General features: G+C 41.8%; 23 protein-coding genes. 11 read left to right on the forward strand and 12 right to left on the reverse strand.

The genetic code is table 11. The features are described 5' to 3' along the window. Positions 1-172: 172 nt before the first annotated feature. Positions 173-2,728 carry an alpha-glucan family phosphorylase gene (gene glgP / locus CSQ79_RS04580; RefSeq protein WP_099700007.1) on the forward strand — a complete coding sequence of 852 codons (2,556 nt, stop codon included), beginning with the start codon at positions 173-175 and terminating at the stop codon, positions 2,726-2,728. Here glgP and CSQ79_RS04585 read toward each other — a convergent pair. The 4 genes from CSQ79_RS04585 to CSQ79_RS04600 form a co-directional block, all read right to left on the reverse strand. After that, the gene (locus tag CSQ79_RS04585; RefSeq protein WP_099700294.1) at positions 2,712-3,455 is read right to left on the reverse strand and encodes a DUF429 domain-containing protein; all 744 of its coding nucleotides are present in this window, start codon (positions 3,453-3,455) and stop codon (positions 2,712-2,714) included. The genes glgP and CSQ79_RS04585 overlap by 17 nt on opposite strands. Positions 3,456-3,656: 201 nt before the next feature. Next, entirely contained in the window at positions 3,657-3,935 is a 279-nt protein-coding gene (locus CSQ79_RS04590; RefSeq protein ID WP_099700008.1) for a hypothetical protein, read from the reverse strand. A gap of 20 nt (positions 3,936-3,955) precedes the next feature. Then, complete coding sequence (locus tag CSQ79_RS04595) at positions 3,956-4,588, reverse strand: SgcJ/EcaC family oxidoreductase (protein ID WP_289500545.1); 633 nt, start codon at positions 4,586-4,588, stop codon at positions 3,956-3,958. Positions 4,589-4,673: 85 nt separating this feature from the next. Continuing rightward, positions 4,674-5,180 (reverse strand): SgcJ/EcaC family oxidoreductase, encoded by a 507-nt coding sequence (locus tag CSQ79_RS04600; RefSeq protein ID WP_289500547.1) that lies wholly within the window; start codon positions 5,178-5,180, stop codon positions 4,674-4,676. Positions 5,181-5,331: 151 nt separating this feature from the next. On the opposite strand from CSQ79_RS04600, the gene CSQ79_RS04605 reads away from it, so the two are divergent. Together CSQ79_RS04605 and CSQ79_RS04610 are read left to right on the forward strand one after the other, a co-directional pair. Then, a complete protein-coding gene (locus CSQ79_RS04605) occupies positions 5,332-5,814 on the forward strand; it encodes a MarR family winged helix-turn-helix transcriptional regulator (protein ID WP_099700010.1) in 483 nt (160 codons plus the stop codon). Between the two features lie 125 nt (positions 5,815-5,939). Then, positions 5,940-6,551, forward strand: a complete 612-nt coding sequence (locus CSQ79_RS04610) for a Uma2 family endonuclease (RefSeq protein ID WP_099700011.1) — start codon at positions 5,940-5,942, stop codon at positions 6,549-6,551. Positions 6,552-6,722: 171 nt separating this feature from the next. Here the strand turns inward: CSQ79_RS04610 and CSQ79_RS04615 are convergent, their stop codons facing one another. Together CSQ79_RS04615 and CSQ79_RS04620 are read right to left on the reverse strand one after the other, a co-directional pair. Then, positions 6,723-8,519 (reverse strand): autotransporter domain-containing protein, encoded by a 1,797-nt coding sequence (locus CSQ79_RS04615; RefSeq protein ID WP_099700012.1) that lies wholly within the window; start codon positions 8,517-8,519, stop codon positions 6,723-6,725. A gap of 137 nt (positions 8,520-8,656) precedes the next feature. Then, entirely contained in the window at positions 8,657-9,469 is an 813-nt protein-coding gene (locus tag CSQ79_RS04620; protein ID WP_099700013.1) for an ABC transporter permease, read from the reverse strand. A gap of 136 nt (positions 9,470-9,605) precedes the next feature. On the opposite strand from CSQ79_RS04620, the gene CSQ79_RS04625 reads away from it, so the two are divergent. Next, entirely contained in the window at positions 9,606-10,133 is a 528-nt protein-coding gene (locus CSQ79_RS04625) for a DUF3172 domain-containing protein (RefSeq protein ID WP_099700014.1), read from the forward strand. Positions 10,134-10,175: 42 nt separating this feature from the next. On the opposite strand, the gene CSQ79_RS04630 is transcribed toward CSQ79_RS04625, so the two are convergent. Both CSQ79_RS04630 and nfi read right to left on the reverse strand, forming a co-directional pair. Further along, positions 10,176-11,279 (reverse strand): AMIN domain-containing protein, encoded by a 1,104-nt coding sequence (locus CSQ79_RS04630; protein WP_099700015.1) that lies wholly within the window; start codon positions 11,277-11,279, stop codon positions 10,176-10,178. Between the two features lie 169 nt (positions 11,280-11,448). Then, the gene (gene nfi / locus CSQ79_RS04635; protein ID WP_099700016.1) at positions 11,449-12,114 is read right to left on the reverse strand and encodes a deoxyribonuclease V; all 666 of its coding nucleotides are present in this window, start codon (positions 12,112-12,114) and stop codon (positions 11,449-11,451) included. A 222-nt stretch (positions 12,115-12,336) separates the two neighbouring features. Here nfi and CSQ79_RS04640 point away from each other — a divergent pair, with 222 nt between their 5' ends. The 4 genes from CSQ79_RS04640 to CSQ79_RS04650 all read left to right on the forward strand — a co-directional run bounded on the left by CSQ79_RS04640 (position 12,337) and on the right by CSQ79_RS04650 (position 14,349). After that, a complete protein-coding gene (locus tag CSQ79_RS04640; protein ID WP_099700017.1) occupies positions 12,337-13,167 on the forward strand; it encodes a prohibitin family protein in 831 nt (276 codons plus the stop codon). Positions 13,168-13,260: 93 nt separating this feature from the next. After that, positions 13,261-13,401, forward strand: a complete 141-nt coding sequence (locus tag CSQ79_RS27415; protein ID WP_289500548.1) for a hypothetical protein — start codon at positions 13,261-13,263, stop codon at positions 13,399-13,401. 120 nt (positions 13,402-13,521) lie between these two features. Further along, positions 13,522-13,917: a YidH family protein gene (locus CSQ79_RS04645; RefSeq protein WP_099700018.1), complete on the forward strand. Its 396-nt coding sequence runs from the start codon at positions 13,522-13,524 to the stop codon at positions 13,915-13,917. Positions 13,918-13,920: 3 nt separating this feature from the next. Then, a complete protein-coding gene (locus CSQ79_RS04650; protein ID WP_099700019.1) occupies positions 13,921-14,349 on the forward strand; it encodes a YidH family protein in 429 nt (142 codons plus the stop codon). On the opposite strand, the gene CSQ79_RS04655 is transcribed toward CSQ79_RS04650, so the two are convergent. From CSQ79_RS04655 to mnmH, 4 genes are all read right to left on the reverse strand, one after another. Further along, complete coding sequence (locus tag CSQ79_RS04655) at positions 14,338-14,709, reverse strand: response regulator (RefSeq protein ID WP_099700020.1); 372 nt, start codon at positions 14,707-14,709, stop codon at positions 14,338-14,340. The genes CSQ79_RS04650 and CSQ79_RS04655 overlap by 12 nt on opposite strands. Beyond that, positions 14,706-18,158, reverse strand: a complete 3,453-nt coding sequence (locus CSQ79_RS04660; RefSeq protein ID WP_099700021.1) for a PAS domain S-box protein — start codon at positions 18,156-18,158, stop codon at positions 14,706-14,708. Before CSQ79_RS04660 ends, CSQ79_RS04655 begins: the two co-directional genes overlap by 4 nt. Further along, a complete protein-coding gene (locus CSQ79_RS04665) occupies positions 18,155-20,488 on the reverse strand; it encodes a response regulator (RefSeq protein ID WP_099700022.1) in 2,334 nt (777 codons plus the stop codon). Before CSQ79_RS04665 ends, CSQ79_RS04660 begins: the two co-directional genes overlap by 4 nt. Positions 20,489-20,598: 110 nt before the next feature. Continuing rightward, positions 20,599-21,675 (reverse strand): tRNA 2-selenouridine(34) synthase MnmH, encoded by a 1,077-nt coding sequence (mnmH, locus tag CSQ79_RS04670; protein ID WP_099700023.1) that lies wholly within the window; start codon positions 21,673-21,675, stop codon positions 20,599-20,601. Between the two features lie 204 nt (positions 21,676-21,879). Between mnmH and CSQ79_RS04675 the strand changes: the two genes are divergently transcribed. Genes CSQ79_RS04675 through CSQ79_RS04685 form a run of 3 tightly spaced genes read left to right on the forward strand, consistent with a single transcriptional unit; the run spans position 21,880 to position 26,500 of the window. Next, positions 21,880-22,953 carry a helix-turn-helix domain-containing protein gene (locus tag CSQ79_RS04675; protein ID WP_143755418.1) on the forward strand — a complete coding sequence of 358 codons (1,074 nt, stop codon included), beginning with the start codon at positions 21,880-21,882 and terminating at the stop codon, positions 22,951-22,953. A 48-nt stretch (positions 22,954-23,001) separates the two neighbouring features. Next, positions 23,002-25,518: a TonB-dependent siderophore receptor gene (locus CSQ79_RS04680; RefSeq protein ID WP_099700025.1), complete on the forward strand. Its 2,517-nt coding sequence runs from the start codon at positions 23,002-23,004 to the stop codon at positions 25,516-25,518. Position 25,519: 1 nt separating this feature from the next. Then, entirely contained in the window at positions 25,520-26,500 is a 981-nt protein-coding gene (locus tag CSQ79_RS04685; RefSeq protein ID WP_099700026.1) for an ABC transporter substrate-binding protein, read from the forward strand. Positions 26,501-26,521 lie beyond the last annotated feature (21 nt).

Consider the following 26,521-nt stretch of genomic DNA (forward strand, 5'->3'; position numbering starts at 1 on the left):
ACGCGAGTTTGATGTTAAGGTTTCACTAGAATCGCGATTGCCATAGTAACTCAGTTATTCTGTAAGCCGAAAGGGCGATCGCTGAATTCGCCATAAAGTATTAATAGTTGCCAACTTCAGGCAGAAGTGGTTAAACAATAGCCATAACTGAACACATAATCTCTGCCATCTTATGCAACCAATCCATACATTCAACGTTTCTCCAGCTTTGCCGCCTCATCTAGAAAAATTGCGGCAACTAGCCTATAACATTCACTGGGACTGGAACACTGAAGCGAAAGATTTGTTCCGCCGCTTAGATCTAGACTTATGGGAATCGAGTCATCACAATCCTGTTTTAATGTTAGGAACAATTAGTCAAACGCGACTGCAAGAAGTTGTGGAAGACGAAGGTTTTTTAGCGCAGATGGATCGGGCGGCGCGTCAGTTAGATGAATATTTGCAAGATGGAACTTGGTATGGAAGAAATCGCACTCAAGACTCAGAGTGTTATGCGTATTTTTCCGCAGAATTCGGATTAGTTGATTGCTTACCGATCTATTCTGGGGGTTTGGGTGTTTTAGCAGGCGATCACCTTAAATCAGCTAGCGATCTAGGATTACCACTCGTAGGAGTCGGTTTACTGTACCAGCAAGGCTATTTTGCGCAGTATCTTAACCCTGATGGCTGGCAACAAGAACGCTACCCGATTAATGATTTCTACAATATGCCATTGCATTTAGAACGCAATGCTGATGGTTCAGAATTACACATTGCCGTTCCTTATCCTGGACGTCATGTTTATGCCAGGGTATGGCGCGTGCAAGTTGGCAGAAACCCGCTTTACTTGCTTGATACAAATATTGAGCCTAATAATCCCTACGATCACGACATCACCGATCAGCTATACGGTGGTGACATTGATATGCGCATCCACCAAGAAATTATGTTGGGGATTGGCGGTGTTTTGATGCTTAAGGCATTGGGATACAAAGTGACAGCATACCACATGAATGAGGGTCACTCAGCTTTTCTGACGTTGGAACGGATGCGTGGCTTAATTCAAGAAGAAGGGCTAGATTATGCCACAGCAAGGCAAGTTGTTGTTTCAAGTAATATCTTTACAACTCACACTCCTGTACCAGCAGGAATTGACTTGTTTCCACCCGATAAAGTTTTGTACTACTTAGGACACTATGCCGATATTTTTGGATTATCTAAAGATCAATTTTTAGGACTAGGGAGAGAAAACACGGGTGATTTGACAGCACCCTTTAGTATGGCAGTTTTAGCCCTGAAAATGGCAACGTTTGCCAATGGTGTGGCGCAATTGCATGGTGTCGTGTCGCGTGAGATGTTTCAGGGTTTGTGGCGCAATCTACCTGAAGATGAAGTTCCGATTACCGCAATTACGAATGGTGTTCATGCGCGTAGTTGTGTTGCTAAATCAACGCAAGAATTATACGATCGCTACCTAGGTCCTACTTGGTCATCTGCACCAACCGATCATCAACTCTGGGAACGTGTTGAGGCAATTCCAGACGAAGAGTTATGGCGCAACCACGAGCGCTGTAAGGTAGAGATGATTGTCGCAGTGCGCGAACACTTAGTCAAGCATTTGCGCGATCGCGGTGCTTCGCCTCAAGAAATCGCTTCTTCACAGGAAGTTCTCGACCCGTCAACTTTAACAATTGGCTTTGCCAGACGCTTTGCAACTTATAAGCGGGCGACATTGTGGATGCGAGATATTGAAAGAATCAAGCGCATTCTCACGGCAAAAGACCGCAAGGTACAATTTGTCATTGCCGGTAAAGCCCATCCAAAAGATATCCCAGGTAAAGAACTGATCCGCGATATTAACCACTTTATTCAAGAACATGGCGTGGAAAAGCAAGTCGTATTTGTCCCCAACTATGATATTCACATTGCTCGTTTACTTGTTGCTGGTTCTGATGTTTGGCTAAATACACCACGTCGCCCTAGAGAAGCTTCGGGTACAAGTGGGATGAAGGCGGCGATGAATGGGTTGCTTAACTTGAGTGTTCTTGATGGTTGGTGGGATGAAGCTGATTATGTCCGCACAGGTTGGGCGATTGGACACGGCGAATCTTACGACGATCCTCACTACCAAGATGAAGTCGAAGCCAACGCTTTTTATGAGTTACTCGAAAAAGAAGTTGTCCCCTTGTTCTATCAGCGCGATCCTGATAGGCTACCGCGTTCGTGGACTGCCAAAATGAAAGCCGCAATTCGTTACAACTGTCCATTTTTTAACACAGCGCGGATGGTACGCGACTATGCCACTAAAGCTTATTTTCCCGCAAGCGATCGCTACCATACTTTGTCTGTTAACAACTACACTCCTGCACGAGAATTAGCACAGTGGAAAGTTAATCTCCTCGAGCGCTGGTTTAATATCAAAATTGCCAATGTTGATATCGCTGCGGGGTCTGATGTCCAAGTCAATCAAAATATCGCGGTGAAAGCCCAAGTTGATTTGGCTAATCTTTTGCCAGAGGATGTGCAGGTAGAACTTTATCAAGGTGCAGTTGATGCTAGTGGCGAAATTGTTAACGGGATTGCGCAAGAAATGGACTACCAAGGTCGCGATCAGCAAGGTTATAGCATTTACACTGGCACGATTACTTACACAACTTCTGGCTTACAGGGTTTATCGTTGCGCGTCTTACCGAAGCATACTCTGCTTTCGAGTCCGTATGAGCCTAGGGTAATTATGTGGGCAAGTTAGTCGTTACTTTCATCGGTACGACAATGTAACCTGTTGTGCGATCGCCAAGGACAATATTTCGTTCGGTTCCCCAGTACCACCAATAGGCTGCTACATAAGCACAGATGAGGCTATCAAGTTTGTCTTCAAGTGCTTTGAGGGCAGTTCCGGTACTGGGGATTTCTTGAGGAAACGAACTACATAGACCTAGAGGAGGAAATAGTGTCGGGAGGATTGTAAGAATGTATTGATGAAGTTTGATGAGTTCTACACGGCGATCGCTCAAGCGCCCTTTTTTGTATTTGAGGATGCGGTTTAAATCGAATAAATGAATAATTGCAGGGTGTGGGAAAACTTCGATTTGGTATCTTCCTAGTATTTTAGGTTTGATCTGTGGGGCGTGGGTGAATCCTCGTGCTTCGAGTTCTAAGCCGAAGTTGATAGTACGTTGGGCGAAGGCTAAACTTTGATTTGCTGGGTAGCATCCTGCGTGGTATTTACCAAAGTACTTGTGCGTGAGTTTGTCAGGTAATCGCGTTCCTGTGATGTTGGGGATTAGTGTAGGGGCGTCTACAGCTATGATTGCTGGTGCGTTGAGTTCTACTTTGGTATCAATCCAAGTGAAAATGTCGGCGATCGCCTCTTTTCTATCTAAATCTACAAGTTGTAACTCGTTATCTTGCCACTCTAAGCAACATAAGCCACTTGGTTGCGATCGCCACCCAAAATCAATACCGATAAATTTCATCGTGTTGCTATTAACACCGCTTTGACCCATCATGTTAAACCGTCAGAAAAGAGCTAATTCGGTTGAAACCGCAGCTACACAAACAAAATCTAACTTCATAGATTTCTATAACCCTGACTTTTCGTTATTCCATGGAGGTAGAAAGAGTTTATTAAGCCGTGACTTTAGTCGCCAGTGTCCTTAGTCTCGTGACTTGGTTAATCAATAGTTGTCTTTAGTCGCGATTTCTTCTAAGTTTTCTAGCCGCATTTCCAACATCTTCATACGCCCTGCTTGAGCTGATAGCTCCTTTTTCTCTTTGTCTTGAGAATCTTTGGAGTCTTTAACTAAAGCAACTGTAGCTGCACCAGCCGCAATTGGTAAAGCAGCCATAGCAACGGGGTTACCACGACCAAAAACACCGACAATCGCCATCATAGGAATTGCACTACCCCAGATAGCAACGATTGTTAACTTAGAGGCAATATTGAGGTTTTTCATTTGCTCTTCCTTGTAGTTTTCTATTGTTGCAGTAAATTAATCCACCCGCGTCCGTTTTCCCCCTCTAGCAAAGGAGCATTGTGAAACGCCACAATCTGCCAGTTGTCTTCTCGCTTCTGCATCACGGTGGTTATAATTCCTTCCAGTTTCTTGTCTGGGCGACTCGTCAGATAAGATTGACTCTTGAGATGCACCACGGCAATTTCTGGAGCCAGGAAGCGAATTTTGGCGACATCTAGTAGGATACCTACCTGGTTGAGATTTCCTCCGAGAGAGCTTTGGCGATCGCCATCGTAAAGCTCTTGGTGTGTGCGGGCATTGGCTTCTCTTGTATAGTTTGGTATGAATGTACCGTTGATAACGATGTAGTCGTGCTCTGGAGCGAACGCAGAAGCGAACTGAGCGCCGTTTTGGGTGTTTTGTCCGTCTTGCATCTTTTGAACAACTTGGCGAATAGCAGCCGTCTCTTGTTGCTGAGTGGATGTCAGCGCTCTACAAGTCATTGTTGCTTCTGTAGGGTTATGATGCTGATCGTGCTGCAAACATTGATTAGGAATGGTGGCTACTGCAAGTGACTGAAGCGTAGATAAAAGCGTAGTGCTTACTGCTACTCCTATAAGAGAAAAGCTCATTTGGGTAATTGTGGGCGTCATAATGACTCCTTTAAATAGATTTGCTGTTGTAACTGTGGTGTTCTCGACGAAATGGATGACTACCCCTAGTGTTCTGAAATGTGGTTTATCTGCTTGGGCGCAACTTTTGCCACAACAAATTTGCAATTCCAGAAGCGATCGTTTCTATATCCATCGATCCAATCCGAGTATTATGAAATGCAACAAAGTGCCATTTACCTTCACTTTTCCTGGCAACTAAGGTTTGGATTGATTTTCGTCTAGGAATTGAAGCATCTGACTGCCAAGACATTAGAGTTCCGCCAGTTGTATGTACTAAGGCAACTTCAGAACTCAAAAATCGCATACTGTCAATTTGTCCCTTTAAGTGCGTTCCCTTTAAAAATGTGTCGAAGAGTTGTTGGTGTTGTTTGGCGATCGCCGCGCGCCCTTTTTTGCGAGAGCCATTGAAAGCAACATAATCTGCATCTTCCTCATATAGCTCACCATATGCCTCACCAGCACCTTGGTTCCAGCTATTTACCAGTTGCTCAAAGAGCGCACAGATAGCAGCCTCATCAGCTGGATTCGAGGTTAGAGATTGGGAAGCTTGTGTAGAATATTCATTCATCATACATTTCTCCCAATATATTGTGCTGAGGTGACAAACCGACATTCAGACAACGATCTTCTTGTACCAGTGGTAAACTCTTAGCAAGTATATATTTAACTAAATAAATAATTTAATTGCTAAGATAATTAGATGCTAAACAAATTGGCGAAATATGTCAACAGATTTAATGAAACGTGACGAGTTGCTCAGTGCGCTTGACCAAGAGATGCGAAAGCTCAGCGCTCAGTCAGTACTATTTAGTCAAGCAGTTGCTGAACATCTGGGAATTAATAGCACCGATCTAGAATGTCTAGATATTATTAACATGTCATCCCCAATCACTGCTGGACGACTAGCTGATCTGACAGGGCTTACCACTGGCGCAATCACTGGTGTGATTGATCGACTTGAGAAAGTTGGCTATGTACGGCGCGAGCGAGATCCTAGCGATCGGCGTCGAGTCATTATTCAACCGCTTCCAGAAGCTGTGCAAAAGATCTCTCCACTTTTTGACTCCATGGCGCAGGCGATGAGCGAGCTGTATTCAAGTTATAGCGATCAAGAAATTGCCCTAATCCTTGAGTTTGCCACTCGTTCCAATTCAATCGTTCTTGAGGAAATTGCTAAGCTACAGGGAAAAGAGGAAGCAGGGTAGAATTGATAATTATTTTTTATTCGTACATATAAGTAGGGCATTTGTTCTCTCAAGCCATAGGCTTAACACTCGGCAGATAGATAAAATTACTATTTCATATATACAAGCGGAGTGAGCGTAATATTATGAATCTCAATCTTTTAGAAGCAAAAATTAAAAAAGTAGATTCAGAAGATCAAATATTAATCCTTAACGGAGTAACTTGGCAGCAATACGAAGCATTCTTAGACATTATCGGTGATAATTTTCCTGGCTTACACATTACCTATCTCGAAGGAACCTTACAGTTCATGTCCCCTGGACGCAAGCACGAGTTTACTAAAAAAATCATTGCTAATCTTTTGGAAGCATATCTACAAGAAACACGGATTCGATACTATCCATTAGGTTCTACTACTTTTCGTAAAGCAGCCGTAGCAAGAGGAATCGAACCTGATGAATGTTACTGTATTGGTTCAGATAAAGAATTTCCTGATTTAGCAATTGAAGTTGTTGTGACTAGCGGTGGAGTTGATAGTTTAAAGGTTTATCAAGGTTTAGGAGTTTCTGAAGTTTGGTTTTGGGAAGATGAGCTTTTACTGTATCAACTACAAGGTGAAATGTATGTTCCCATTACAACTAGTAATTTATTACCAAATCTCGATATAAAGTTGCTCGTTAGTTACATTAAGTCGTCAGAAACATCAGATGCAGTTTGGCAATTTAGAGAAAAACTTCGGCAACAGATTTCATCTTGAATGTGATATGGCTTTTAGGCAGGCAAGATGCCTACTTCACATCTAAAATTAATTTGATCGACTTAGATCAAATCCGGTTAATTACTGACAATTAAAGCCATGAGTGATTAGTAAGTAGTCACTAGCCACTAGCACCTCAATCATAGCTTGGTTATTCAACCGGAGATGATATTAGAATTGATAACGAATTTCTCCTCGAACTATCTGATCGTTAAAATTCTCACGCCCAATTATAGTTTCATAATCAATTGAACCCAGTGCATTCTCAGAAAATACGACTTGTGCACCAATACCTAATTTGATGTAATCGCGATCGCGATCGCCTACAGTTGTTCGCATCGGAATTCCTGGTTGGGTAACAAATTCAGTTACAATTTCTCGATTATTGTCGGCTAATTCGCGTTCGTAGCTGGCGCGGATATTAGGGATAACTATACCAACATCTGTGTTAAAAGCAACTGCTGCTTGCGCACCGGCACTTAGGATAAAAGATTCTGCATCTTGATCGCGCACTTGCATATTCAAGCTACCAGCATTGTTTTCTGTGTAACCGTCGATATTAATGCGATCGTATTTTAAGCCGATTGTAGGACCGTAGGCAAAGTTTCCTGAGCGAATCACATAGCCACTATTAACACCTGCTGAGAACTGATTACCATTTGTATCTGCCCTAGCTGTACGATTATAAAAGTTGGTTTGGCGTGTGATATCCAAGTTGTTGTCACCATAACTGAGAACAGCATCAGTGTAAAAGTTATTCTGAACGAAGTTGCCATACGCTGAAACAGCATAGCCATCAATGTTGATATCTCCTAAGTTATTGCTTAAATCAATATCGCTATTGAGATATCCCAAAGCAATGCCAAGCGCTAGGTTATCCGTAACGCGATAGTCTACACCCGCAGTGATGTTTGTATTAATAAAGTCGTAGCCAGGTTCGCGATTTGTGGTGTCGCGATCGCCAAAATTGACATTGCCGTTAAGAAATACACCCAAACGTCCATCAGTAGAAGTTTGAATACCACGTAGTGCTGATAAACGCCCATCAATGTGTTGTCCGTGTCTTTTCGCAATACTCAAGGCAACATCAGCTTGGGGAATAATTGCTTGTGGTGCGAGAATTACAGCAGTAGCGTATTCACTAATAATCTGATGACCACGGGCTGATGGATGAATACCATCCCAGAATAAAAATTCATCAGGGTTTGTACAGTTTGGGTTGCCAAGACAGCGATCGCTAATGTTCGTCAAACCATACGTCAGCGGATCTGTCACTACTTCGCCAAATAAAGCATTGATATCAAGCGGAATAATATTAACGTCACGATTAGCGGCTAATCCTTGAAGTGCAGTATTTAAATTTGCGTTATGACTATTTGTTATGGCTGTAAGTGCTGCTGCGGTTGGTAAAACCCGCTCTTGTGGAGTACTTCCTAAATCAGCTAAGTTAGGTACAATTAAATTACGCGCACCAGCGTCAATTAGCGTTGTTAAGGCATCAGACAGATTATTAACTACAGCTTGTGTATCAGTTGTTCGTAATTGTGGTGGCAAAATTATATAATCATTCGCCCCAGCCCACAAAAAATATAGTGCGTCAGGGCTAGGAGTTCCTGCAGTAGCAAGAAAAGTATTTAATTGTGTGGATAATGATGGTAGCTGTACGCCTATCAAGAAATTGAGGGCATTGGTATCTCCCGATGTTGTTCCTGCAAAACCATAGTTATTAGTTGCATCAACAAGTATGCCTAACTCAGTTCCTAATATTTCTACAGAAACCGGACCATTAGATAATCGCCCGTTAAAATAGGGTGGACTCGGTGGAAATAGCCCACCTGTAAGTTGAAATAAGTTGCCATCATCGACTAAGCTATCACCAAAAATATAAAATTCTTCATATGTCTGTGCAGACGCCTTGAAAGGCAACATCGCAAAAACAAATAATGCGAGTGCCACAATTTTTTTCATAATTTATCAATCACATTTCTCTCATACTTAATTAAGTCCTTACCATAAATTTTGCTGTTCCTAATATTCAGTAACATTTTTTTAGGTTGTTGATTATTTGCTATGACCAATTACCCATTACCTATTACCAAAATGACTTAATCTTGTTGATGAGCAAATTGATAAGCTCCTCGTAACGATAAGGCGATCGCACATCCTAATAAAATCGGTATGCTGTACCACGGAAACTGTGATAGTGGTAAATAAGCAGCGGCTCGTAGTCCAGTACTTGTGTAGGTAAGAGGTAGAAGGTAAACAATCACTTTCATCCCGATGGGTAAAGTCGTAGGATCAAAAAATGTTGCTCCTAAAAAAGACATCGGAATAATTAAAAAATTGTTATATAGCCCAACACTTTCGAGCGATCGCACATTTAACCCAACAATGACGCCCAAACCTGAAAACACGGCACAGTTCAGCACTAGCACCAGTAAAAATAAGGGATTAAGAAAACTCCAGATTCTACCAGTAAACACAATTGCTACCAAAATCACTGCACCAGACGTCATCAACCCACGCACAATACCTGCAAGCATTTTACCGATATGCAACGCCAGAGGATGAACCGGAACAAGCAGCATCTCTTCAAAAGTTTTAGTAAACAAGCGATCGCCACAAATTGAGAACGTGGTGCCACCAAAACCAATTGTCATCGATGATAACGCCACCATTCCTGGCAAGATAAACTCTAAATAACTATTACCAATCGCTGGCTGTGGCAAAGAGCTACCCAAACCCAACCCAAAAGCTAAAATATAAATCAGTGGTGCAACAAGTCCAGAAGCGGCAACTTGGGTAATGCGTACGCGCAAATCTAACCAGTCTCCCCAAAATACTGTCAGGCTATCTGCAAGGAGCGATCGCCACTGAGATTGATTTGTACTACCGTGTTGTCGTGAGCTTTGATTCACTGTTTTTTAAACAAAAATTGTGTTAATTAATTTACATCTAATCTCAATATGCTGCATCTAGCAGAATCATCGTACCTGTCGCTACGATCAAATCTGACCAAAACTATCTATTTGTAATTCGCTTAACTGAGCAAAGATGAAACGCAAAACTATCAAAGACACCGCAACTAAATCGCCTAGCTTTTTATCCGCAGCTTTTAATTACACCTCAATTTTTGTATTAGCAGGAGTATTTATTTTAGGAATTGGGATTGGTATCGCTTTTAGTTCTACCGCAACGCTTAGCCCTTCTAATGTGGCTTCTAGAGATTTTATCGATCAAAGTGCGCCTAATCCTGAACTCTGCGTTCAATATGGAGCTAGTGCAATGGTAATGGACACGCGCCTATTTGTATCGCTCAATCCCTTCAATGTCTATGTTGCACAGCCGAGTTTGCGCCCTGGATGTGTCATGCGTTCCAACAACTGGTCAATATTAGAACAGCGCCGATTGATCTCCTCGCAGCAAGTACGCGATTGTAAGAACAGAATGAATACATTTGCTTTTACAGGAGACTTGGGCAGTTCACCCGAAATTAACTGTGTTTATCAGAATGATTCGGCAAGGAACTTCTATCTCAATCAACCTGGCGCAGTTGCACCACGAGAAACAGAAAGATTCTAAGTGGTCGATGGAATAACAGATCATTTTTTGCATTGGTAGCGCTCAAAGTTTTAGGAGATCTTGAGTTAAGCGAATTTGGACAATTTTGCCAGGTTCTATGATTGCTGAGTTCGTGGTAGTTACTTGATCTACCGCATCAAGAACACCTGATTGGGCTGCCAAAGGTAGATTTTGACCTTGAAGCGCGATCGCTTGAGCAACAAAGCGGCTACCACGATTATCAGTTTCAAATTGTCCAATAATTGCCGTACCAGCAGGGGCAATTAAGTTATCGATAACGACACTTTGAGCATTAAGATTGCGATTGCGAATATCTTCTGCTAGTACCATTTCTGCTTGTTGAGGAACGCCTACTTTAAGCGGTAGTGGTGACTCACCAGCGTAGCGGAGATTAAGTCTTGTACCCGCTAGCAACAATACATTAGGCGACTGTCTATTTGACCTCGTATTGGATAAAGTATTGGCTGCAGGAACTACGATATTACTACTGCTGGGAGTCGTTGCTTGAGGTGGGGTATTTGTTTGAGATGGTACTGGCGTAGGTACAGTTGTGGGTAACGGTTGTCCGAATTCAATGATTGGTTCGTTTGGTACAGAACTTGTAGTAGGAGATGGTAGTGGCGGCACACTGACAACAGGTTGTTGTGGGCTAGGAGGCGTTGCTGGAGGTAAATTAGTAGGCAGTGCAGGAGTTTGACGCGCAATCTGTGGACGCAATACCCAGCGATCGCCTTTTGCTGATTGAATGGTTCGCTGTAACTGCACCATTTGTCCTGTGTTTAAAACTGTATCAGGAGCAAGTTCTAAAACAATGCGAGTCACATTCTTGTCAAACTGAGAAACACGAACTTGACGTACTGCCCCAGAGTAATCTTGTTGTGTAGTCACTTTTCCTAGCTGAGTATTCGGTAAATCAACAACAATTCGTAACGGTTGCTCAAGTAAAAAGTAGTTGGGTGTCGTTTGGGCTTCTAGCGTAATCTCCAACTGATTTGTAGCAGGATCAAAACGCCAATTCGATAAAGTAGCACTAGGAGATACAGGTTTTGTCCCATTTTCCACAGCTACTATTGTCGCTAACCCCATTAAAGGTAGAAAACCCAGTCTATTTACCCAACGTCCGTTATCCAAATGTTCCCTGTTCATTTTCTCGGTTAGCTAGTTTGTCACTTTTGGATTTTAGATGGAATCTTTGAGTAAAAGGTGGCTAGTGACTAGTGATTAACAAAAGCGTAACGATACTGATAGTCTGGTTATTTAACTGGAGATGATATTAAAACATTACACGAGTGTCCCTTGACCCCTGCTATAGTTGCTAATCGCTTTTACTTAACTTATCTGCAATTCTTGTTGTTTCTGGCAAACGATATTTTGGCGTACACTGCAACACGTAATCAATTGCTGTTGGTAAGCTCACCCGATGACCACTGGAAATATACACTGGCTTTGTACCAATACGGGTGCGTAATGCTGCACCAATCGTTTCGCCTCGATGTTGTAAAGGTTGCCAACTTCCTTTGATATTCAGTACTTCTTGGTGTTTGCCAACTAACAAAGACTTCGCAACACCAATTGTGGGCATATCTAAAATTAACCCTAAGTGTGAAGCGATACCTAATCGACGCGGATGTGCAATCCCTTGACCATCGCAGAGAATTAAATCTGGTGTTATGTGAATTTTTGCTAAAGCATCAAGTAATGCAGGAATTTCCCGAAACGATAACAACCCTGGTATATAAGGAAATGACGTCTCACGACGAGCGATCGCATACTCTTGCAATTGCAAGTCAGGAAAACTCAACACCGCTACAGCAGCACGACTAATTGTCCCAGAGGCTTCAAATCCCATATCTACCCCAGCAACGTACTGCACAGGTTGAGGAATTTTATCGACAGTTATCACTTCTTTTGTTAATTTTTCTTGAAGCGCGATCGCCTCTTCTATAGTTAGACTCCAAGCATGATGTTGGGGAATTTTCATAAGTTAAGTACCCTATTATTGAGAGTTTTTGCTTCTCTTTTAAAGTATTTATAAAGTTTTGATTATATTCTCTGGATTTTTTACTGTCAGCGGCGATACTAATTGTAGTAGAAGTTAATTTCTAGTGTTTCCTTGTTAGTTCATTCTTTTGCGGTACTTTGATTGAAATAATTGACTGAACACCATTGCCTCAATCCTCTTATTAAAGATTAATTAAAAAATATGCAAGTTAGATTTGATGCTATTAATGGTTTCAAGTCGGGAGCTTTCTTGGCAGGTGGTATTGCACTTTTACTTGCAGCAGTTTTCTTCAAACCTTTTGCCATCGTTAATGCTGGTGAAAGAGGGGTTGTCATGCGCTTCGGTAAAGTTCAAGATACAGTTTTAGATGAAGGCATTCATCCAATTATGCCAGTGGTGACTACTGTTAGAAGTCTCAATGTACGGGTGCAAGAAAGTAGTTTTAATTCTGACGCAGCTTCTAAAGATTTACAGAAAGTGACTACAGAAATTTCGCTGAACTGGCATATTGATCCGGCAAGAGTCAATAAGGTTTATCAACAAGTTGGCAGTGAAGAACAAATCATTACTGGAATTATTACTCCGGCAGTATCAGAAGTCCTCAAGGCAGCTACTGCTAAAAAAACCGCTGAACAAATTATTACTGAAAGAACAGATCTCAAAGAAGAAATTGATAAACAACTTGAAAATCGCCTAGCCAATTATGGTGTTGTTGTTGATGATGTCTCGCTTGTGAATTTTGCCTTCTCGCCAGAGTTTAGTAAGGCAATTGAATCAAAACAAATTGCTGAACAAGAAGCAAAACAAGCAGAGTTTATTGCTTTAAGAGCATCTAAGGAGGCGATCGCCGAAGTCAACCGTGCCAAAGGACAAGCAGAAGCACAAAGACTGCAAAGACTAACACTAACCTCAGAACTCCTGCAAAAACAAGCAATAGAAAAGTGGGATGGTCGTTTTCCTACCGTAATGGGCGGTAACGGGACACTACCGTTGATTAATATCGATGCTGCTAGTGTAACGAGTCGCAAGTAATTCTGATTCTATCTGATAGCAGAGGGATCTCCCTAAAGCTTTTTGTAAAATATTTAACAGAAAGCAAAAGTAAATCGTACTACGGGAGAGCTAATGCACCATCCTGATTTTTCCAAATGGTTGACAACAGCATATTTGCTGGCATACCAAGCTGATGAAGACGAACCTGCTACCTCTACAGGGCGTAAAGGCTGGCGTCAACGACTGCAAGACAAGTTGAAACGTACTAGCTAGTAAGAAGACTAGAACAAACACAAGTTAGGTTAACGGATATTTCAACTCATCACTTCAAGAAAGATTCCCACAAATCTTACACTAGAGAAAATTCGTGAAGCTGAATCGAGTTGATTATTAATGAATGACCCGCTTCCTACTCGCACACCGAACATTCAAGCTGAACTTGCCAAAGAGCGTAACCGCGCGGCAGCTGAGCGTACTTTAATGGCATGGATTCGGACTTGTTTAGCACTAATCAGCTTTGGATTTGGGATTGATCGAATTGTCAGTGCTATTCGTAGCTTACAACCTGAAAGCTTCAATCCTGTACGATTTTCTCGGATTCTTGGTTTAGCTTTTGTTGCGTTAGGAACGTATGCCATGATTATGGCATCAATCGAGCATCGTCAAGAACTCAAGCGTATTCAACGTGAAGAAGATTATCTTTATAGATCGCGTCGTTCTCTAGGGTTAAGTGTCGCGATCGCACTCGTTTGTATTGGCATTATTGCGTTTATCGGAATTTTGTTTTAACAAGTGTCTCAGCAACCAACTAATATTACCAATGAACTTGCCAAACAACGCAATCGAGCGGCGGCGGAACGAACTTTGGTTAGTTGGATTCAAAATTGCTTGACGCTAATTGGTTTTGGTATTGCTTTTGATCGCATTTTCAACGCCGTAAATCAGACGTTTTCTAGAAATGATGCCACACTGAATGCACAAATAGCTCAGATTGTTGGCTTAAGCGCGATCGCACTCGGTATTTTTCTTTTAGTTTTAGCCATCATCAGCTACCTCAAAGATGTTCGTTCGATTGCACAATCTGACTATTTATACCGACCAATTCATACTTCGACTGCATTCGTCGTTACTGCAATTATTCTATTTGGGCTAGTGACTCTCGTTGCTATTTTTATGACTACAGTATTAATTTCTAAAATCCAAATTTTCTTACCAGCCTAAAATCTCTGCAACCTGAGTCCAAAAAGTCATCGGATTAAACGGCTTGGTAATGACGCCAGCAACTGCCATTTGAGCAAAGCGTTGGCGATCGCCTGGTAATGTTTTAGCTGTGAGCAGTACGATAGGAACAAAGCGGGTTGCTGCATTAGCTTGAATCTGTGTAAAAAACTCAAATCCATCCATATCGGGCATTGATACATCAAGAAGAATTGCATCTAAGAGTTCTGTTTGCGCTTTGAGTAATCCTTCTTGCCCTGATCCAGCTGTTACAGTTGTCCACCCAGCAAACTTTTCTAAGGATATTTGCACAATTCTACCAATGTCTTTGTCATCATCAACAATTAGAATGTGCTTGGTCATACATCTTGCTGCGCGATCGGTAGTGTGAAATAAAATGTACTTCCTTTTCCGAGTTCGCTATTTACCCAGATTTGCCCGCCGTGTTGCTCAACAATTCTTTTACAGATTGCCAATCCTAATCCAATGCCTCTTTTTTGTTGCGCATCTGAAATGTCTACCTGCTGGAACGGTTGGAAAATTGATTCAAGTTTGTCAATAGGAATACCACGCCCTCGATCCTCAACTTTAAAGTGAATATAAGGTACTGGTTTTGATTCTTGTAATTCTGCACTAAGCCAAACTGTACTACCTGCGGGTGAGAATTTAATTGCATTACTTAATAAATTAGTTAATGTTTGGACGATCGCATCGCCTGCTACCTGAATTTGAATTGTCGGAAATATCGTAGAAATTTTAATATTGGCTTCCTGAGCGATGGTTGCAGTACAAGCGATCGCTTGCGCAACGAGATCGGCAACTATGTGTGTTTCGATTGTGAGTGGAACTATACCAGATTCCAAGCGTTTGAGATTGAGAAGATCGTCTAGCAGCCGTACTAAGCGATCGCTGTTATTCACGGCAATTTGCAGTACTTCTTTCACTTGAAGCGGTTCGTCATCTAAAACACCCGCTGCTAGAATTCCTAAAGAACCACGAATTGCCGTCAGAGGCGTGCGCAGTTCGTGACTCACAATCGCGATAAATTCGTCTTTCATGCGAGTAATTTCATGGCGATCGCTAATATCCAAAATTTGAGTAATAAAATAAAGCGGCTGTTGCGCTGCTTTCACTAGGGAGACACTCAAGAGTGTCTGCACGACATCACCTTGCTTGCGTACGTATCTTTTTTCCATTTCGTAGCAGCGAATTTGATCTGTCAACAGCTGTTGTCGGTAGTCTGAATCTGCTTGGCGATCGTCAGGATGAGTAATATCGTCAGAAGTCAGTGCCAAAAGTTCCTCATCGGTATAGCCGACAATTTCACACAGCGTGCGATTCACTTTCAAAAAATGCCCTGTCGGTGATACTAATGCCATACCAATTGGCGCATCATCAAAAGCTTGGCGAAATCGTTGTTCACTTGCTTGTAGTGCTTGTTGTGCCTGATTGCGTTCAGTGAGATCGCGAATGACTACTAACACCTCATCAGTAGTGAGGGGCATAACTCGTCCTTCTTGCCAAAGCGACTGTCCATTGACTACAAGTGGAAACTCATATACTTGCATTTGTTTTGTAGACAAAGCTGCGGCTGCGGCTGCTAGTCTTTGGCGGGCAATGTCTGGTGGTAGCAGATCGCGAATATTGGTTCCAATCAATTTTGGTGAAGTCAAGATAGGAAACGCTGTCGTTGGTTTAACATCGAGATATGTACCATCTTGATGCATCCGAATAATCAAATCTGGTAATGCATTTAAAATCGCTCGATTCAGTACTTCACTTTCATGTAAAGCTGTTTCAATGCGTTTGCGTTCTGTAATATCAACTCCTACAGCAGCTACAATCCAGCAACCTTCAGTTTCATCCCAGCGTGAAGTTAAAATATCTGCAAGCCAACATTGCGAACCATCTTTACGCCGAAAGCGAAACTCAATTGTAATTGGCTGTTCTTGGCAGATAGCTGCAAACGCTTGTTCCATACTAGCTTGCAAGTCTTCTGGTGGAATTCGAGATGCCCACAATTGTGAAGTTAATTCCTCTGGAGTGTAGCCAACCATAGCTGTACAACCGGCAGAACAATAGTCAGTCTCAAAAGTTTGATCGGGGTAAAAGCGCAATCGAGCAATTGAGACTCCTGCCAAGTTGAGAATATCGTTGAGTTGGGCTTGAGATGCTTGCAGTTGTTGTTCGCGTTGCTTGCATTCGCTAATATCAAGGATGACTCCGTGCCAGCAGATATCGCCTCTGCGTTGTTCCGGCTGTGAACTTGTACGCAACCATTTGAGCTGACCAGAAGGTGTGATGCTACGCCACTCATAAGTAAAAGCTGTTTGTGTACTTTGAGTAACCTGTTTGAGATAGCCTGCGCGATCTTCTGGATGCATTTGCATTAGTATGATGCGGTTTGGTTGTGCCAAAAATTCTGCTGCACTAATTTCGTATACATTTTCAACCGCTGGATTAATATATTCAAAGTGCATCAAACCATCTGGTTTAATAACTGCCGAGTAGATGATTTCTGGTAGCGATTGAGCTAAATTTTGTAGGATTGGTTTTGGATGTTGCTCTCGCGGGCTGCGATTTTGAAATGTTGCCGCAGTGTTGAACTGTGCAATATGTCGAAAAGTATTAACGAGTTGTGCTACCGGCACTTTGTTGTTGAATGACCCAAACTGTCTTTGCGCGATCGCATCTGCTTGCACTACATACGGTGCTGGATTGATGAGCCAGTGCGTTGTGGCTATTGCGATTGCTGCTACTAAAAGTATGATGATTGCACACAACAATAAAGTATGCCGTTGGTTGACACGAACATTTTGCATCAATTCCAATTCGGGTACAGCAACAATAATCAACCAATCCAAACCGTATGCATTTTGATAAGGAAGTACGTGAATATAAGTGAGTTGCTCAGCGATCGCTAGCTGAGTTGAGTATTCCTGTAATTGATTAAGATTGCCAAAGCGCTTTAGGTGAGTTGTGATTGACTGAATCAAAGGTTCTGTTGTTGCTATATGGCTTTGTTCGCCTTGAGTCATTATTTCAGTTAATTCTGAGTCAGCAATTACTAGCCCAGATGTCTCTAAAATAATTGCTCTACCTCTTTCTATTTCTGACTGCTGCAAAAACTGATTAATTTGCTTCAGATTAAGGTCAATACTAAGCACACCCGTTAAACTACCTTCAGAGTCGTATACTGGTGTACTTGCAATTGCCTTTGGATGCGATAAATTCTTAGGATATACTGTTGTCCAAATCGGCTGTTTTGCTGCTACTGCATCCTGATACCAAGCAGCTTGCAGCACATTGGGGTTTGCGATTGTCTGCTGCACCTGGGTGCGAAAACCTTGATGATTAGTAGAGTAAATGAATTGCTTGTGATTTGGTTTAGGTACTTCGCTAATCACCGGAATTTGATCTTGATAACTTACCCCAATATACGAACCATCGGTTTTTGCAAATTGAATCGAATTAAAATTGTAAGTCGCAAATTGGTGCCAAAAGTAATGTCCAGTTTGCTCGAAATCTTGAATATCTAAAAGACCATTATGAATGACTGCCAGATTTCTGTGGTTTACTATTTGCGCTGTCTGCAAATAATTATCTAATTGCTGATAAATCCGCTCTCCTACTTCGTTGACTAACTTATTGCCTAAGTTGTGAATTGCTTGTTGTTCGCTGCGATAAATCAGGTAGCCTACCAACCCCGTAGCACCTAAAAGTTGAACTAGGAAGGGCAAACTTAGCAGTATTCCTACAGGAATTTTGGCAAGGCGTTGATGTACATGGTGCAGCGAATCAAACGACTTCATAACGGATATAAGCAGTATGTATTGCGTCCCCTTGCTTTTGCAGCATAAAGTGCTTGAGTCGCAATTGCAATTAATTCTTGAGCAGAGATATTAATTTGGGGAATTGTACCACTAATACCTAAACTGACGGTGATATATTGATGAGTGCAAGAAGGATGAGGAATCTGCAATTGAGCGATCGCTTGCTGAATGCGTTGGGCAACTTGTAGAGCTTGTTCGAGGCTAGTCTCTGGGAGGACAATAGCAAATTCGTCTCCTCCTAACCGCGCAACTAGATCGCGACCAGGTTTGATACAATCCCAAACAACATGAGTGACTCGTTGCAAACACGCATCTCCTACTTGATAGCCGTAGAGATCGTTGTAAGACTTGAAATAATCAATATCGTACGATATTAAACTTAAAGGAGCTTGTGCATCTGCAAGGCGCTGCCATTCTCGGTGGAGAAATCCATCAAAGTAGTGACGATTTGCAGCTTGCGTGAGTAAATCAATTGTTGCTTGCAACTGTCGAGTTTGCCGATGTTCTTTTTGATACTGTAGCAATTGTCGCTGAATACGCGATCGCTCAATGCGGGCAAGTGTGCGGGTAACGAGTTCTGGACCTGTAATTGGTTTAGCGATAAAATCATCGGCTCCCGCAGCAAATACTTGTTGAATTGAGGCACTATCTGTATGAGCAGTGATAATTAAAATCGGTAAATCGCTATAGTAAGCATCTTGCCGAACAACACGACATAGTTCAAGTCCGTTAAATGTGGGCATTTCCAAGTCCAACAACAGAACGTCAGGAACCGTAGTTGTGAGGGTTTGCCAAAAATGCTCGGGTTGATTTAATGTTGTAACTTGCAATCCCCACGGTTGTAATACTGCCATCAATGTCTGCAATGCTACAGGATCGTCATCCACAATCATGACTTTGGCATCAGTAGGTGTTGTTTGCGGCAATTGGGCGATCGCATCAAAAATTTCATCAATGGTTGCAGGTTGTAAAATGTAGCGATTCACTCCCAACCGAGCAACAGCAACTCGACTATCTAAACTATCTTGCGTTGTCAGAATCAAAATTGGAGTATTAGGAAATTGGATCTTTAATTCTTGCAGCAGCATTAGTCCGCGGTCTGGGACAACATGATTAAGACTCATAAAAATCACGCTGGGACTATCACCAACATGATGCAACACATCCGAGCGATCGCGTACAATTTCAATTTGCCATCCTCGATGGGGTGCGGCTTGCTGTAATTGTGCAATTAATGTGTCGTCGGCGATCGCCAACATCAACGGTTTCAAAGTTGGTATTAAGGCTATTGGTGGCTTAGCAATTTCCTGCTTTAGTTCCGCAAGTAGTTGAGCAAATTGCCTCTGTTGAGCTTCTTCCCAATTACATTCAATAAATAGATGTTCGATCTCTCGTGCTAAGTCTGAACCTTTAGCATATCCAAATGTGCCTAATCCACCTGCTAAGCGATGAGCTTCTTCTTTCGCTTGCTGGTGTTGAACTGAACTAAGGTTATGAATTGGCGATCGCGCTGCTGCTTCTAAAACATCAATTCGTTTTTCCAAAGAAGCTCTAAAGTCCCACATCACCTGCTCAATGGCAGCTATCTCTTTTTGGCAATTTTCTACTTTGGTTTGTTCTTTTTCTTTTTTTGGCGCAGCTTTCAATCGATATCCCAAGCGATACACTGTTTCAATCAATTCTTCTTGCATCCCTGCTGACTTCAGTTTCCGCCGCAAATCTTTAATCAAGTTTGTCACTGCAGCATCTGTTGGCGAGTCATCAATAGACCAAAGGTGATTGATAATACTACTACGGCTAAAAATTCGCTGTGGATGACGCAACAATAACTCTAGCAGGCTATATTCTTTGGGGCTGAGGATAATAACTTGTTGCAGATAGGTGACTTGAATAAGAGTAGGGTCAAGACATAGATTCCCCCATGTCAGAATAGGAGAAGTCTTAGAATTTCCCTGACGTCGCAACAGCGCTCTTACTCGTGCTAGAAAATGAGCCGAATCACAAGGTTTTATGAGGTAATCATCAGCACCTGCATTCAGCCCTGCAATAATATCTTCGTTTGCGTCTTTTGCTGTCAATATCAAGATGGGAGTTTGGCATCCTTGTTGACGTAGTCGCTGGCACACACTCAAGCCATCTAACTTTGGCAACATGATATCTAACAAAATAATGTCATACTCTCCTTGAACAGCGAGTTCCAAGGCAATTTGACCATCCAACGCAGTATCGACAGTGTAACGATGGGCGGTTAATGTCGTTGCTAGCGCCTGACTTAGTGACGGATCGTCTTCAACTAAAAGAATTTTCATGCAGGTTGGCAGGCAAGATGTCTACCTTACATTTCATACTTGATTTATTAATTAAAATAATACTCTGTGAATTTTAATACACACTAACTAGAGTTTTAGGAAGCTTTAGATTAATTTCCCAAATTAATTGGTATGCCATTAGTTACTAAAGAATTAAGTATTTTATCGATACTCGCAACCGATAGATCTGCAAGTGAAAATTCTTGTTTCACGTTAGTGTAATCTCGTTGCATAGAGTGAGTATAAGTAGGATCGTAGTGTGACTCTAATAGATCTTGAAACAATTCTGCCCATTGTTGCTGTGCGATCGCTTGATACCATTGCAATAATTTCTTTTTGCCATATCTTGCTTTCAAATAACCTAGCTTAGCTTGCAAAATCTCAGGATGAGTAACTAGATGAGGATATTGCTGTAAAAGAAATTGAACCCTTGCTGAGATTGGTACGTGAATTTCTACACAGTTGGCTTGTTTCATCTTCAGCCACAGCCATTGTGGCAAATAGACTTGTCCAATTTTATTACTTTCTGATTCTACCCATACAGGTAAACGCGAGTTGAAACTGTGGAGTTGTTGCACTAACAGAGATTCAAAATACTTTTGCGAAGGTTGGGCTACAGGTTTATCTTGCCATTCTTCACCTAGTAGTGAACCGCGATGATTCGCTAAATTCTCTAAATCGAGAACTTGTAAACCGCGCCGCTGCATCTGACGCAAGATATGAGTTTTTCCACTACCAGTTTTACCACAGAGAATTTGGTAAGTGAAATCAAGTGGTAATTTCTCTAATTGTTCGCGGACATAGGCGCGGTAAGTTTTGTAACCACCTTCAATGACAGTCACTCGCCACCCGATTTGTCCGAGTACCCAAGCCATGCTATTGGAACGCTGTCCCCCGCGCCAGCAGTAAACTAATGGACGATAATCTTTTTCTTTGTCAGCAAAGTGTTCGCGAAGATGTTGTGAAAGATTTTTGTAAACAAGTGCTGCACCAACTTTACGCGCTGTGAAAGGGGATACTTGTTTGTATATTGTTCCAACTTCGGCACGTTCTTCATTATTTAATACTGGTAAATTAATCGCCCCAGGAATATGGTCTTCGGTAAATTCTCCCTCGGAACGGACATCAATAATTTCACTATAAGTTTCTAACCAAGGTTGCTGAGTGTAAATAGGAGGAGAAGGCATTACAAATCAAGTGGTCTTTTGTTTGATTGTGCCATTTATAGGGAAGATAGTAGGGAGTGGTGTTGTTTGTTTAAGTGCGATCGCTTCATCTTTTTCTTTCCTAACGCAAAAGATACTCTTCACAGTCTTCCAGAATTGCCAAATTTAGGAACTACCATATCTATTGATAATATTTCTCATTTTGAGTTAAAGTAACCACTGGCGTTGTTAACAATCAATATGGCGATCGCGCTCTCAGAACAAGATTGGAATGACTTATGGAAACAAGGTAAGCAAAATGGTAGCCTCATTTGTCAGTCTGATGGCTGGGAAACGCTTGAGCAAGGCTATCTGCCATATTTAGGTAATGTACGCGAATGGCAAATGCCACTGCGGGAAGGGCTATGCATTGGAGTGTATGAGTACAACACGATTGATGATATTATCTGTATCTCGCAAAATTCTGGCTGCATTGATTCCTGCTTAAGCTTTTTTGTATCAGGTGATGTCAGAACAACGTTGCATGGCTTGACAGATTGTGTCGATGAAGTTGTTGGTCGTAATTATCTTAGTTGTTTTCCAAATGTACCTGAAACTGAGACATGGCAAGCAGGACAGCGCTTAATCAGAGTTCAAATCGCCTTAGATCCCTACAGTTTCTTTCACGGGTTGATGCTCGAACAGTTAACACAATTACCTGCTGAGGTGAGGGAAGTTGCAGCCAGTGGTGATATTAAACCCTACTATCGCTCAGGAATCACAACTCCTGAAATGGAAGTGGTGCTGCATCAAATTTTACATTGCCCTTACTCCGGCTTGAGCAAGCGGATGTATTTAGAAGGAAAAGCTTTAGAACTTTTGACGCTTCAGTTTAGTCAATTTGTGCAGAGCGATCGCATCTTAAAATCATCTACGTTACGTCCTGATGACATTGAACGAATTCACTACGCAAGAGAGATTCTGCTAGCGCGGTTACACGATCCGCCTTCATTGATTGAGCTAGCGCGGATTGTTGGTATAAACGATCACAAGCTTAAAATCGGCTTTCGCCACTGTTTTGGCACAACAGTATTTGGGTATTTGCATCATTGTCGCATGGAGCGATCGCGTCAATATTTAAAAGCCGGAGGAATGACGGTATCAGAAGTAGCAAAAGCTGTCGGTTTTGTCAACCGTGGTTATTTTGCCGCGTCGTTTCGCCGCAAATTTGGCGTGAATCCTGGAGATTATTTAAACCAAAAGCAAAAAACTCCGGCTAGCGATCGCCATTATAGCTTCACTTCCGGCAACGTCCAGTAAACTTCTTGAGAGACTTTCTCAGGTTTTCTGTTACTGGTGTGGGAAGCAATGGTGAATCAACTGAAGCGATTGATATTTCTAACAGGTGTCTTTTCTTTACTGATAGCTTATCCTAGTTGGGCAGAACAAACCGCAGTTCGTGGTAATCATGAAACACAAACGGCGCAAATTACTCCGTCTTCACAGTTACAAATTACGGAAGTTCGACTCAATCCAACAGATCAAGAACTCGAAATCATTTTAGAAACTGAGGGGGGTTCCGAACAGTTGCAGCCTGTCAGTCGTGTTGAAGGAAATAGCTATATTGCTGATATTCCTAATGCACAGTTGCAGTTGCGATCGGATAATGAATTTCGCGCCCAAAACCCAAGGAGTGATATTGCAGTTGTCACTGTAACAAATGTGACTTCAAATACCATCCGCGTGACAGTCACAGGTGCGACAACTCCGCCACAAGTTGCGTTATTTGATAGCGATGAAGGTTTGATCTTCTCTGTTACACCAACTACCTCGATTACTCAGACACCACAAGCGAGTGAAACTCCACCCGATCAAGATTCAATTGAACTGCTGGTAACAGGCGAACAAGATGGATATCGCATCCCAAATGCCACAACTGGAACTAGAACTGATACACCACTGCGCGATATTCCCCAATCAATTCAAGTCATTCCTCAAGAGGTTTTACAAGACCAACAAGTTACCCGACTCACCGATGCGCTGCGTAACGTCAGCGGAGTTGTACAAATCGGTGGTTTTGGCGGGACAACTGACCAGTTAAATATCAGGGGTTTTGATGCTTATGATATTCTCAGCGATGGTTTTCAAGTTATCCCTGGTTTTACAGAGACTGCTAATGTTGAACAAATAGAAGTTCTCAAAGGACCCGCCTCAATTTTATACGGACAGATATCACCAGGAGGAATAGTTAATTTAGTAACTAAAAAACCGTTGAGTGAGCCTTATTTTGCGACTGATTTGTCTATAGGCAGTTTTAGCTTTTACCGTCCTAGTATTGATATATCTGGACCTTTAAATCCTGAGAAAACATTACTATATCGCCTTAATATTGCTTACGAAAATGCTGGTAGTTTCCGTGATTTTGTAAATAGTGAGCGATTTTTCATTGAACCTGTTTTTGCTTGGGAAATTAGCGATCGCACTGACCTATCAATCAATCTCAGCTACGCTTATGATAATCGGACATTTGACCGTGGTGTAATTGCGTTTGGTGGAGGAATTGCTGATATTCCCATTAGTAGATTCTTAGGCGAACCAGATGACAATTCCGAAGTAGAAACTTTTGGTGTTGGTTATCGACTGGAACATCGTTTCAGTGAAAGCTTAACCCTACGCAATGCTTTTCAATTCATTTCAGATGATAGCTTGAATTACCGAGCCGAGCCGTTAGAACTTGATGAAGCTACTGGCGAACTGATACGAAATTACAGATCCAATGATACTTATGCTGAAACTTATGCTTTACAGACAGACATTGTTGGTAAGTTTGCGACAGGTTCAGTTCAACACACACTATTGTTTGGCTTTGATTTCTCTAGACAAACTTCAGATTACACCCGCAGTCAGCTACTACCAGAACTAACTCCACCAATTAATATATTTAACCCAGATTACAGTTTTCTTTCACCATTCAATCTTGCAGATCCAACAACGAGAGAGGGGTTTACAGAAACTTCTACTACTGACGAATTCGGTGTTTTTTTGCAAGACCAAATAGCATTTTCAGAGAATCTTAAGCTGCTAGTTGGTGGTCGTTTTGATATTGTAGATCAAGGTAGTTTCTTTCAGGAAGCAAATAGCAGTTCTGGTAGTGATTCTAGCAATTATGCCGAGGCTTTCAGTCCCAGAATTGGTATTGTTTATCAGCCAATTCAACCAATTTCACTTTATGCTAGTTATAGTCGCTCATTTCAACCAAATTTTGGTCAACGCGCTGATGGTTCATTGTTAGAGCCGGAACGCGGTACTCAATACGAAGTGGGTATCAAAGCTGATTTAAATAACCGGCTTTCAGCAACGTTAGCTGCTTACGAAATTACTAAAACTAATATTGCCACACCTGACCCTAACGATCCTGATTTTTCTATCCCGATTGGCGAACAAAAAAGTCGCGGAATTGAATTAGATATTGCTGGTGAAATTTTTCCTGGGTGGAATATCCTTGCTTCTTATGGTTACACCGATGCTGAAATTACACAAAGTAATGATTTACCAGTTAGTGCAACAGCAGCCTTAGTTCCCGAACATAAAGCTAGTCTTTGGACAACCTATGAACTTCAAGAGGGTAACTTGCAGGGTTTAGGCTTTGGTTTGGGATTGTTTTATGTTGCAGAAAGACCTTCTTATTTGGGTGACGATTATGTACTACCAAGTTATTTTCGCACTGACACAGCAATTTTCTACAAGCGAGACAATTGGAAAGCTGCTATTAACATTCAAAATTTATTTGATGTGACCTATTTCGACTCGATCAATTATGGCAGAGTTTCAGTAATTCCTGGTGCACCATTTACTGTAATTGGTTCATTTACAATCGAGTTCTAAAATGAACTTACAAAAGAAAATTTTAAAAACTCGTCATTTTCGCTCGTTTACGCTGGTGCTATTGTTCTTTTTGTCAGTTGTAGCTTGTAGCGCCCGTGGTGGATCTAATGCGCCGACTACAGAGTGTCGTATGGTTCAGCATTCGATGGGAGAAACCTGTGTTCCACTCAATCCGCAGCGCATCGTTGTTTTAGGGGGACTCGATAGCGCGATCGCTTTAGGAGTAAAACCTCTTGGTACTACCGACAGAATCGAACCATTCTTAACACCTTACCTCAATAACGAAGCTACACAATCAGTTGTGAATATTGGACTTTACGATACTGAACCCAATTTGGAAGCAATCTTAAAGCTTAAGCCTGACTTAATTTTAGGAATATCTTGGGAAATTGAAATCGGAACTTATCCGCTAATATCACAAATTGCACCTACTGTCGTGGTTGCGGTTGAAGCAGAAAAACAATGGAGAGAACCATTAAAAAAGTACGCCGAGGCTTTAGGGAAAACAGCAGAAGCAGAGAAAATACTTGCAAACTACAACGCCCGACTTGCAGAGTTCAAGGAAAAAATGGGCGATCAAACCACAGTCTCATTCATTCGTGTTTACTCGGATGGAGTTCCCTCATTTTATTTAAAAAGTTCCTTCGGTGGTTCAATTTTGGAAGATGCAGGGCTAAAACGTCCACCAGCACAAGATATCGAACCCAAAGGCGCAAATCAGCAACGGATTGATAAAGAAGTCATTTCGATTTTGGACGCTGATGTCATGTTTGTCTGGACTTATGGACATACTAGTGCGATCGCCCAAGAAGCACAAACCGCACTCAAACGCATAAAAACTGATCCTTTTTGGTTATCATTAAACGCTGTGCAACAAAACCGAGTATACGAAGTTCCTGCATCCTACTGGGCTGGCTTCGGTCCACTTGCCGCAAATCTCGTTGTTGACGATTTGTTTAAGTACTTTTTAGGAGAAAAATGAATTTCAGATTACGAAGGTAAT

The sequence above is a fragment of the Gloeocapsopsis sp. IPPAS B-1203 genome (assembly GCF_002749975.1).
In the GTDB taxonomy this organism is placed as follows: Bacteria; Cyanobacteriota; Cyanobacteriia; order Cyanobacteriales; family Chroococcidiopsidaceae; genus Gloeocapsopsis.

Coding starts and splice junctions, on each gene's coding strand:
- CSQ79_RS04600 (WP_289500547.1), bottom strand. CDS start 5,180: ATGATGAATGAATATTCTACACAAGCTTCCCAATCTCTAACCTCGAAT.
- nfi (WP_099700016.1), bottom strand. CDS start 12,114: ATGAAAATTCCCCAACATCATGCTTGGAGTCTAACTATAGAAGAGGCG.
- glgP (WP_099700007.1), top strand. CDS start 173: ATGCAACCAATCCATACATTCAACGTTTCTCCAGCTTTGCCGCCTCAT.
- CSQ79_RS04590 (WP_099700008.1), bottom strand. CDS start 3,935: ATGAAAAACCTCAATATTGCCTCTAAGTTAACAATCGTTGCTATCTGG.
- CSQ79_RS27415 (WP_289500548.1), top strand. CDS start 13,261: ATGCACCATCCTGATTTTTCCAAATGGTTGACAACAGCATATTTGCTG.
- CSQ79_RS04630 (WP_099700015.1), bottom strand. CDS start 11,279: ATGAACAGGGAACATTTGGATAACGGACGTTGGGTAAATAGACTGGGT.
- CSQ79_RS04625 (WP_099700014.1), top strand. CDS start 9,606: ATGAAACGCAAAACTATCAAAGACACCGCAACTAAATCGCCTAGCTTT.
- CSQ79_RS04655 (WP_099700020.1), bottom strand. CDS start 14,709: ATGACCAAGCACATTCTAATTGTTGATGATGACAAAGACATTGGTAGA.
- CSQ79_RS04680 (WP_099700025.1), top strand. CDS start 23,002: ATGGTGAATCAACTGAAGCGATTGATATTTCTAACAGGTGTCTTTTCT.
- CSQ79_RS04585 (WP_099700294.1), bottom strand. CDS start 3,455: ATGAAATTTATCGGTATTGATTTTGGGTGGCGATCGCAACCAAGTGGC.
- CSQ79_RS04615 (WP_099700012.1), bottom strand. CDS start 8,519: ATGAAAAAAATTGTGGCACTCGCATTATTTGTTTTTGCGATGTTGCCT.
- CSQ79_RS04665 (WP_099700022.1), bottom strand. CDS start 20,488: ATGAAAATTCTTTTAGTTGAAGACGATCCGTCACTAAGTCAGGCGCTA.
- mnmH (WP_099700023.1), bottom strand. CDS start 21,675: ATGCCTTCTCCTCCTATTTACACTCAGCAACCTTGGTTAGAAACTTAT.
- CSQ79_RS04685 (WP_099700026.1), top strand. CDS start 25,520: ATGAACTTACAAAAGAAAATTTTAAAAACTCGTCATTTTCGCTCGTTT.
- CSQ79_RS04640 (WP_099700017.1), top strand. CDS start 12,337: ATGCAAGTTAGATTTGATGCTATTAATGGTTTCAAGTCGGGAGCTTTC.
- CSQ79_RS04645 (WP_099700018.1), top strand. CDS start 13,522: ATGAATGACCCGCTTCCTACTCGCACACCGAACATTCAAGCTGAACTT.
- CSQ79_RS04595 (WP_289500545.1), bottom strand. CDS start 4,588: ATGACGCCCACAATTACCCAAATGAGCTTTTCTCTTATAGGAGTAGCA.
- CSQ79_RS04610 (WP_099700011.1), top strand. CDS start 5,940: ATGAATCTCAATCTTTTAGAAGCAAAAATTAAAAAAGTAGATTCAGAA.
- CSQ79_RS04605 (WP_099700010.1), top strand. CDS start 5,332: ATGTCAACAGATTTAATGAAACGTGACGAGTTGCTCAGTGCGCTTGAC.
- CSQ79_RS04660 (WP_099700021.1), bottom strand. CDS start 18,158: ATGAAGTCGTTTGATTCGCTGCACCATGTACATCAACGCCTTGCCAAA.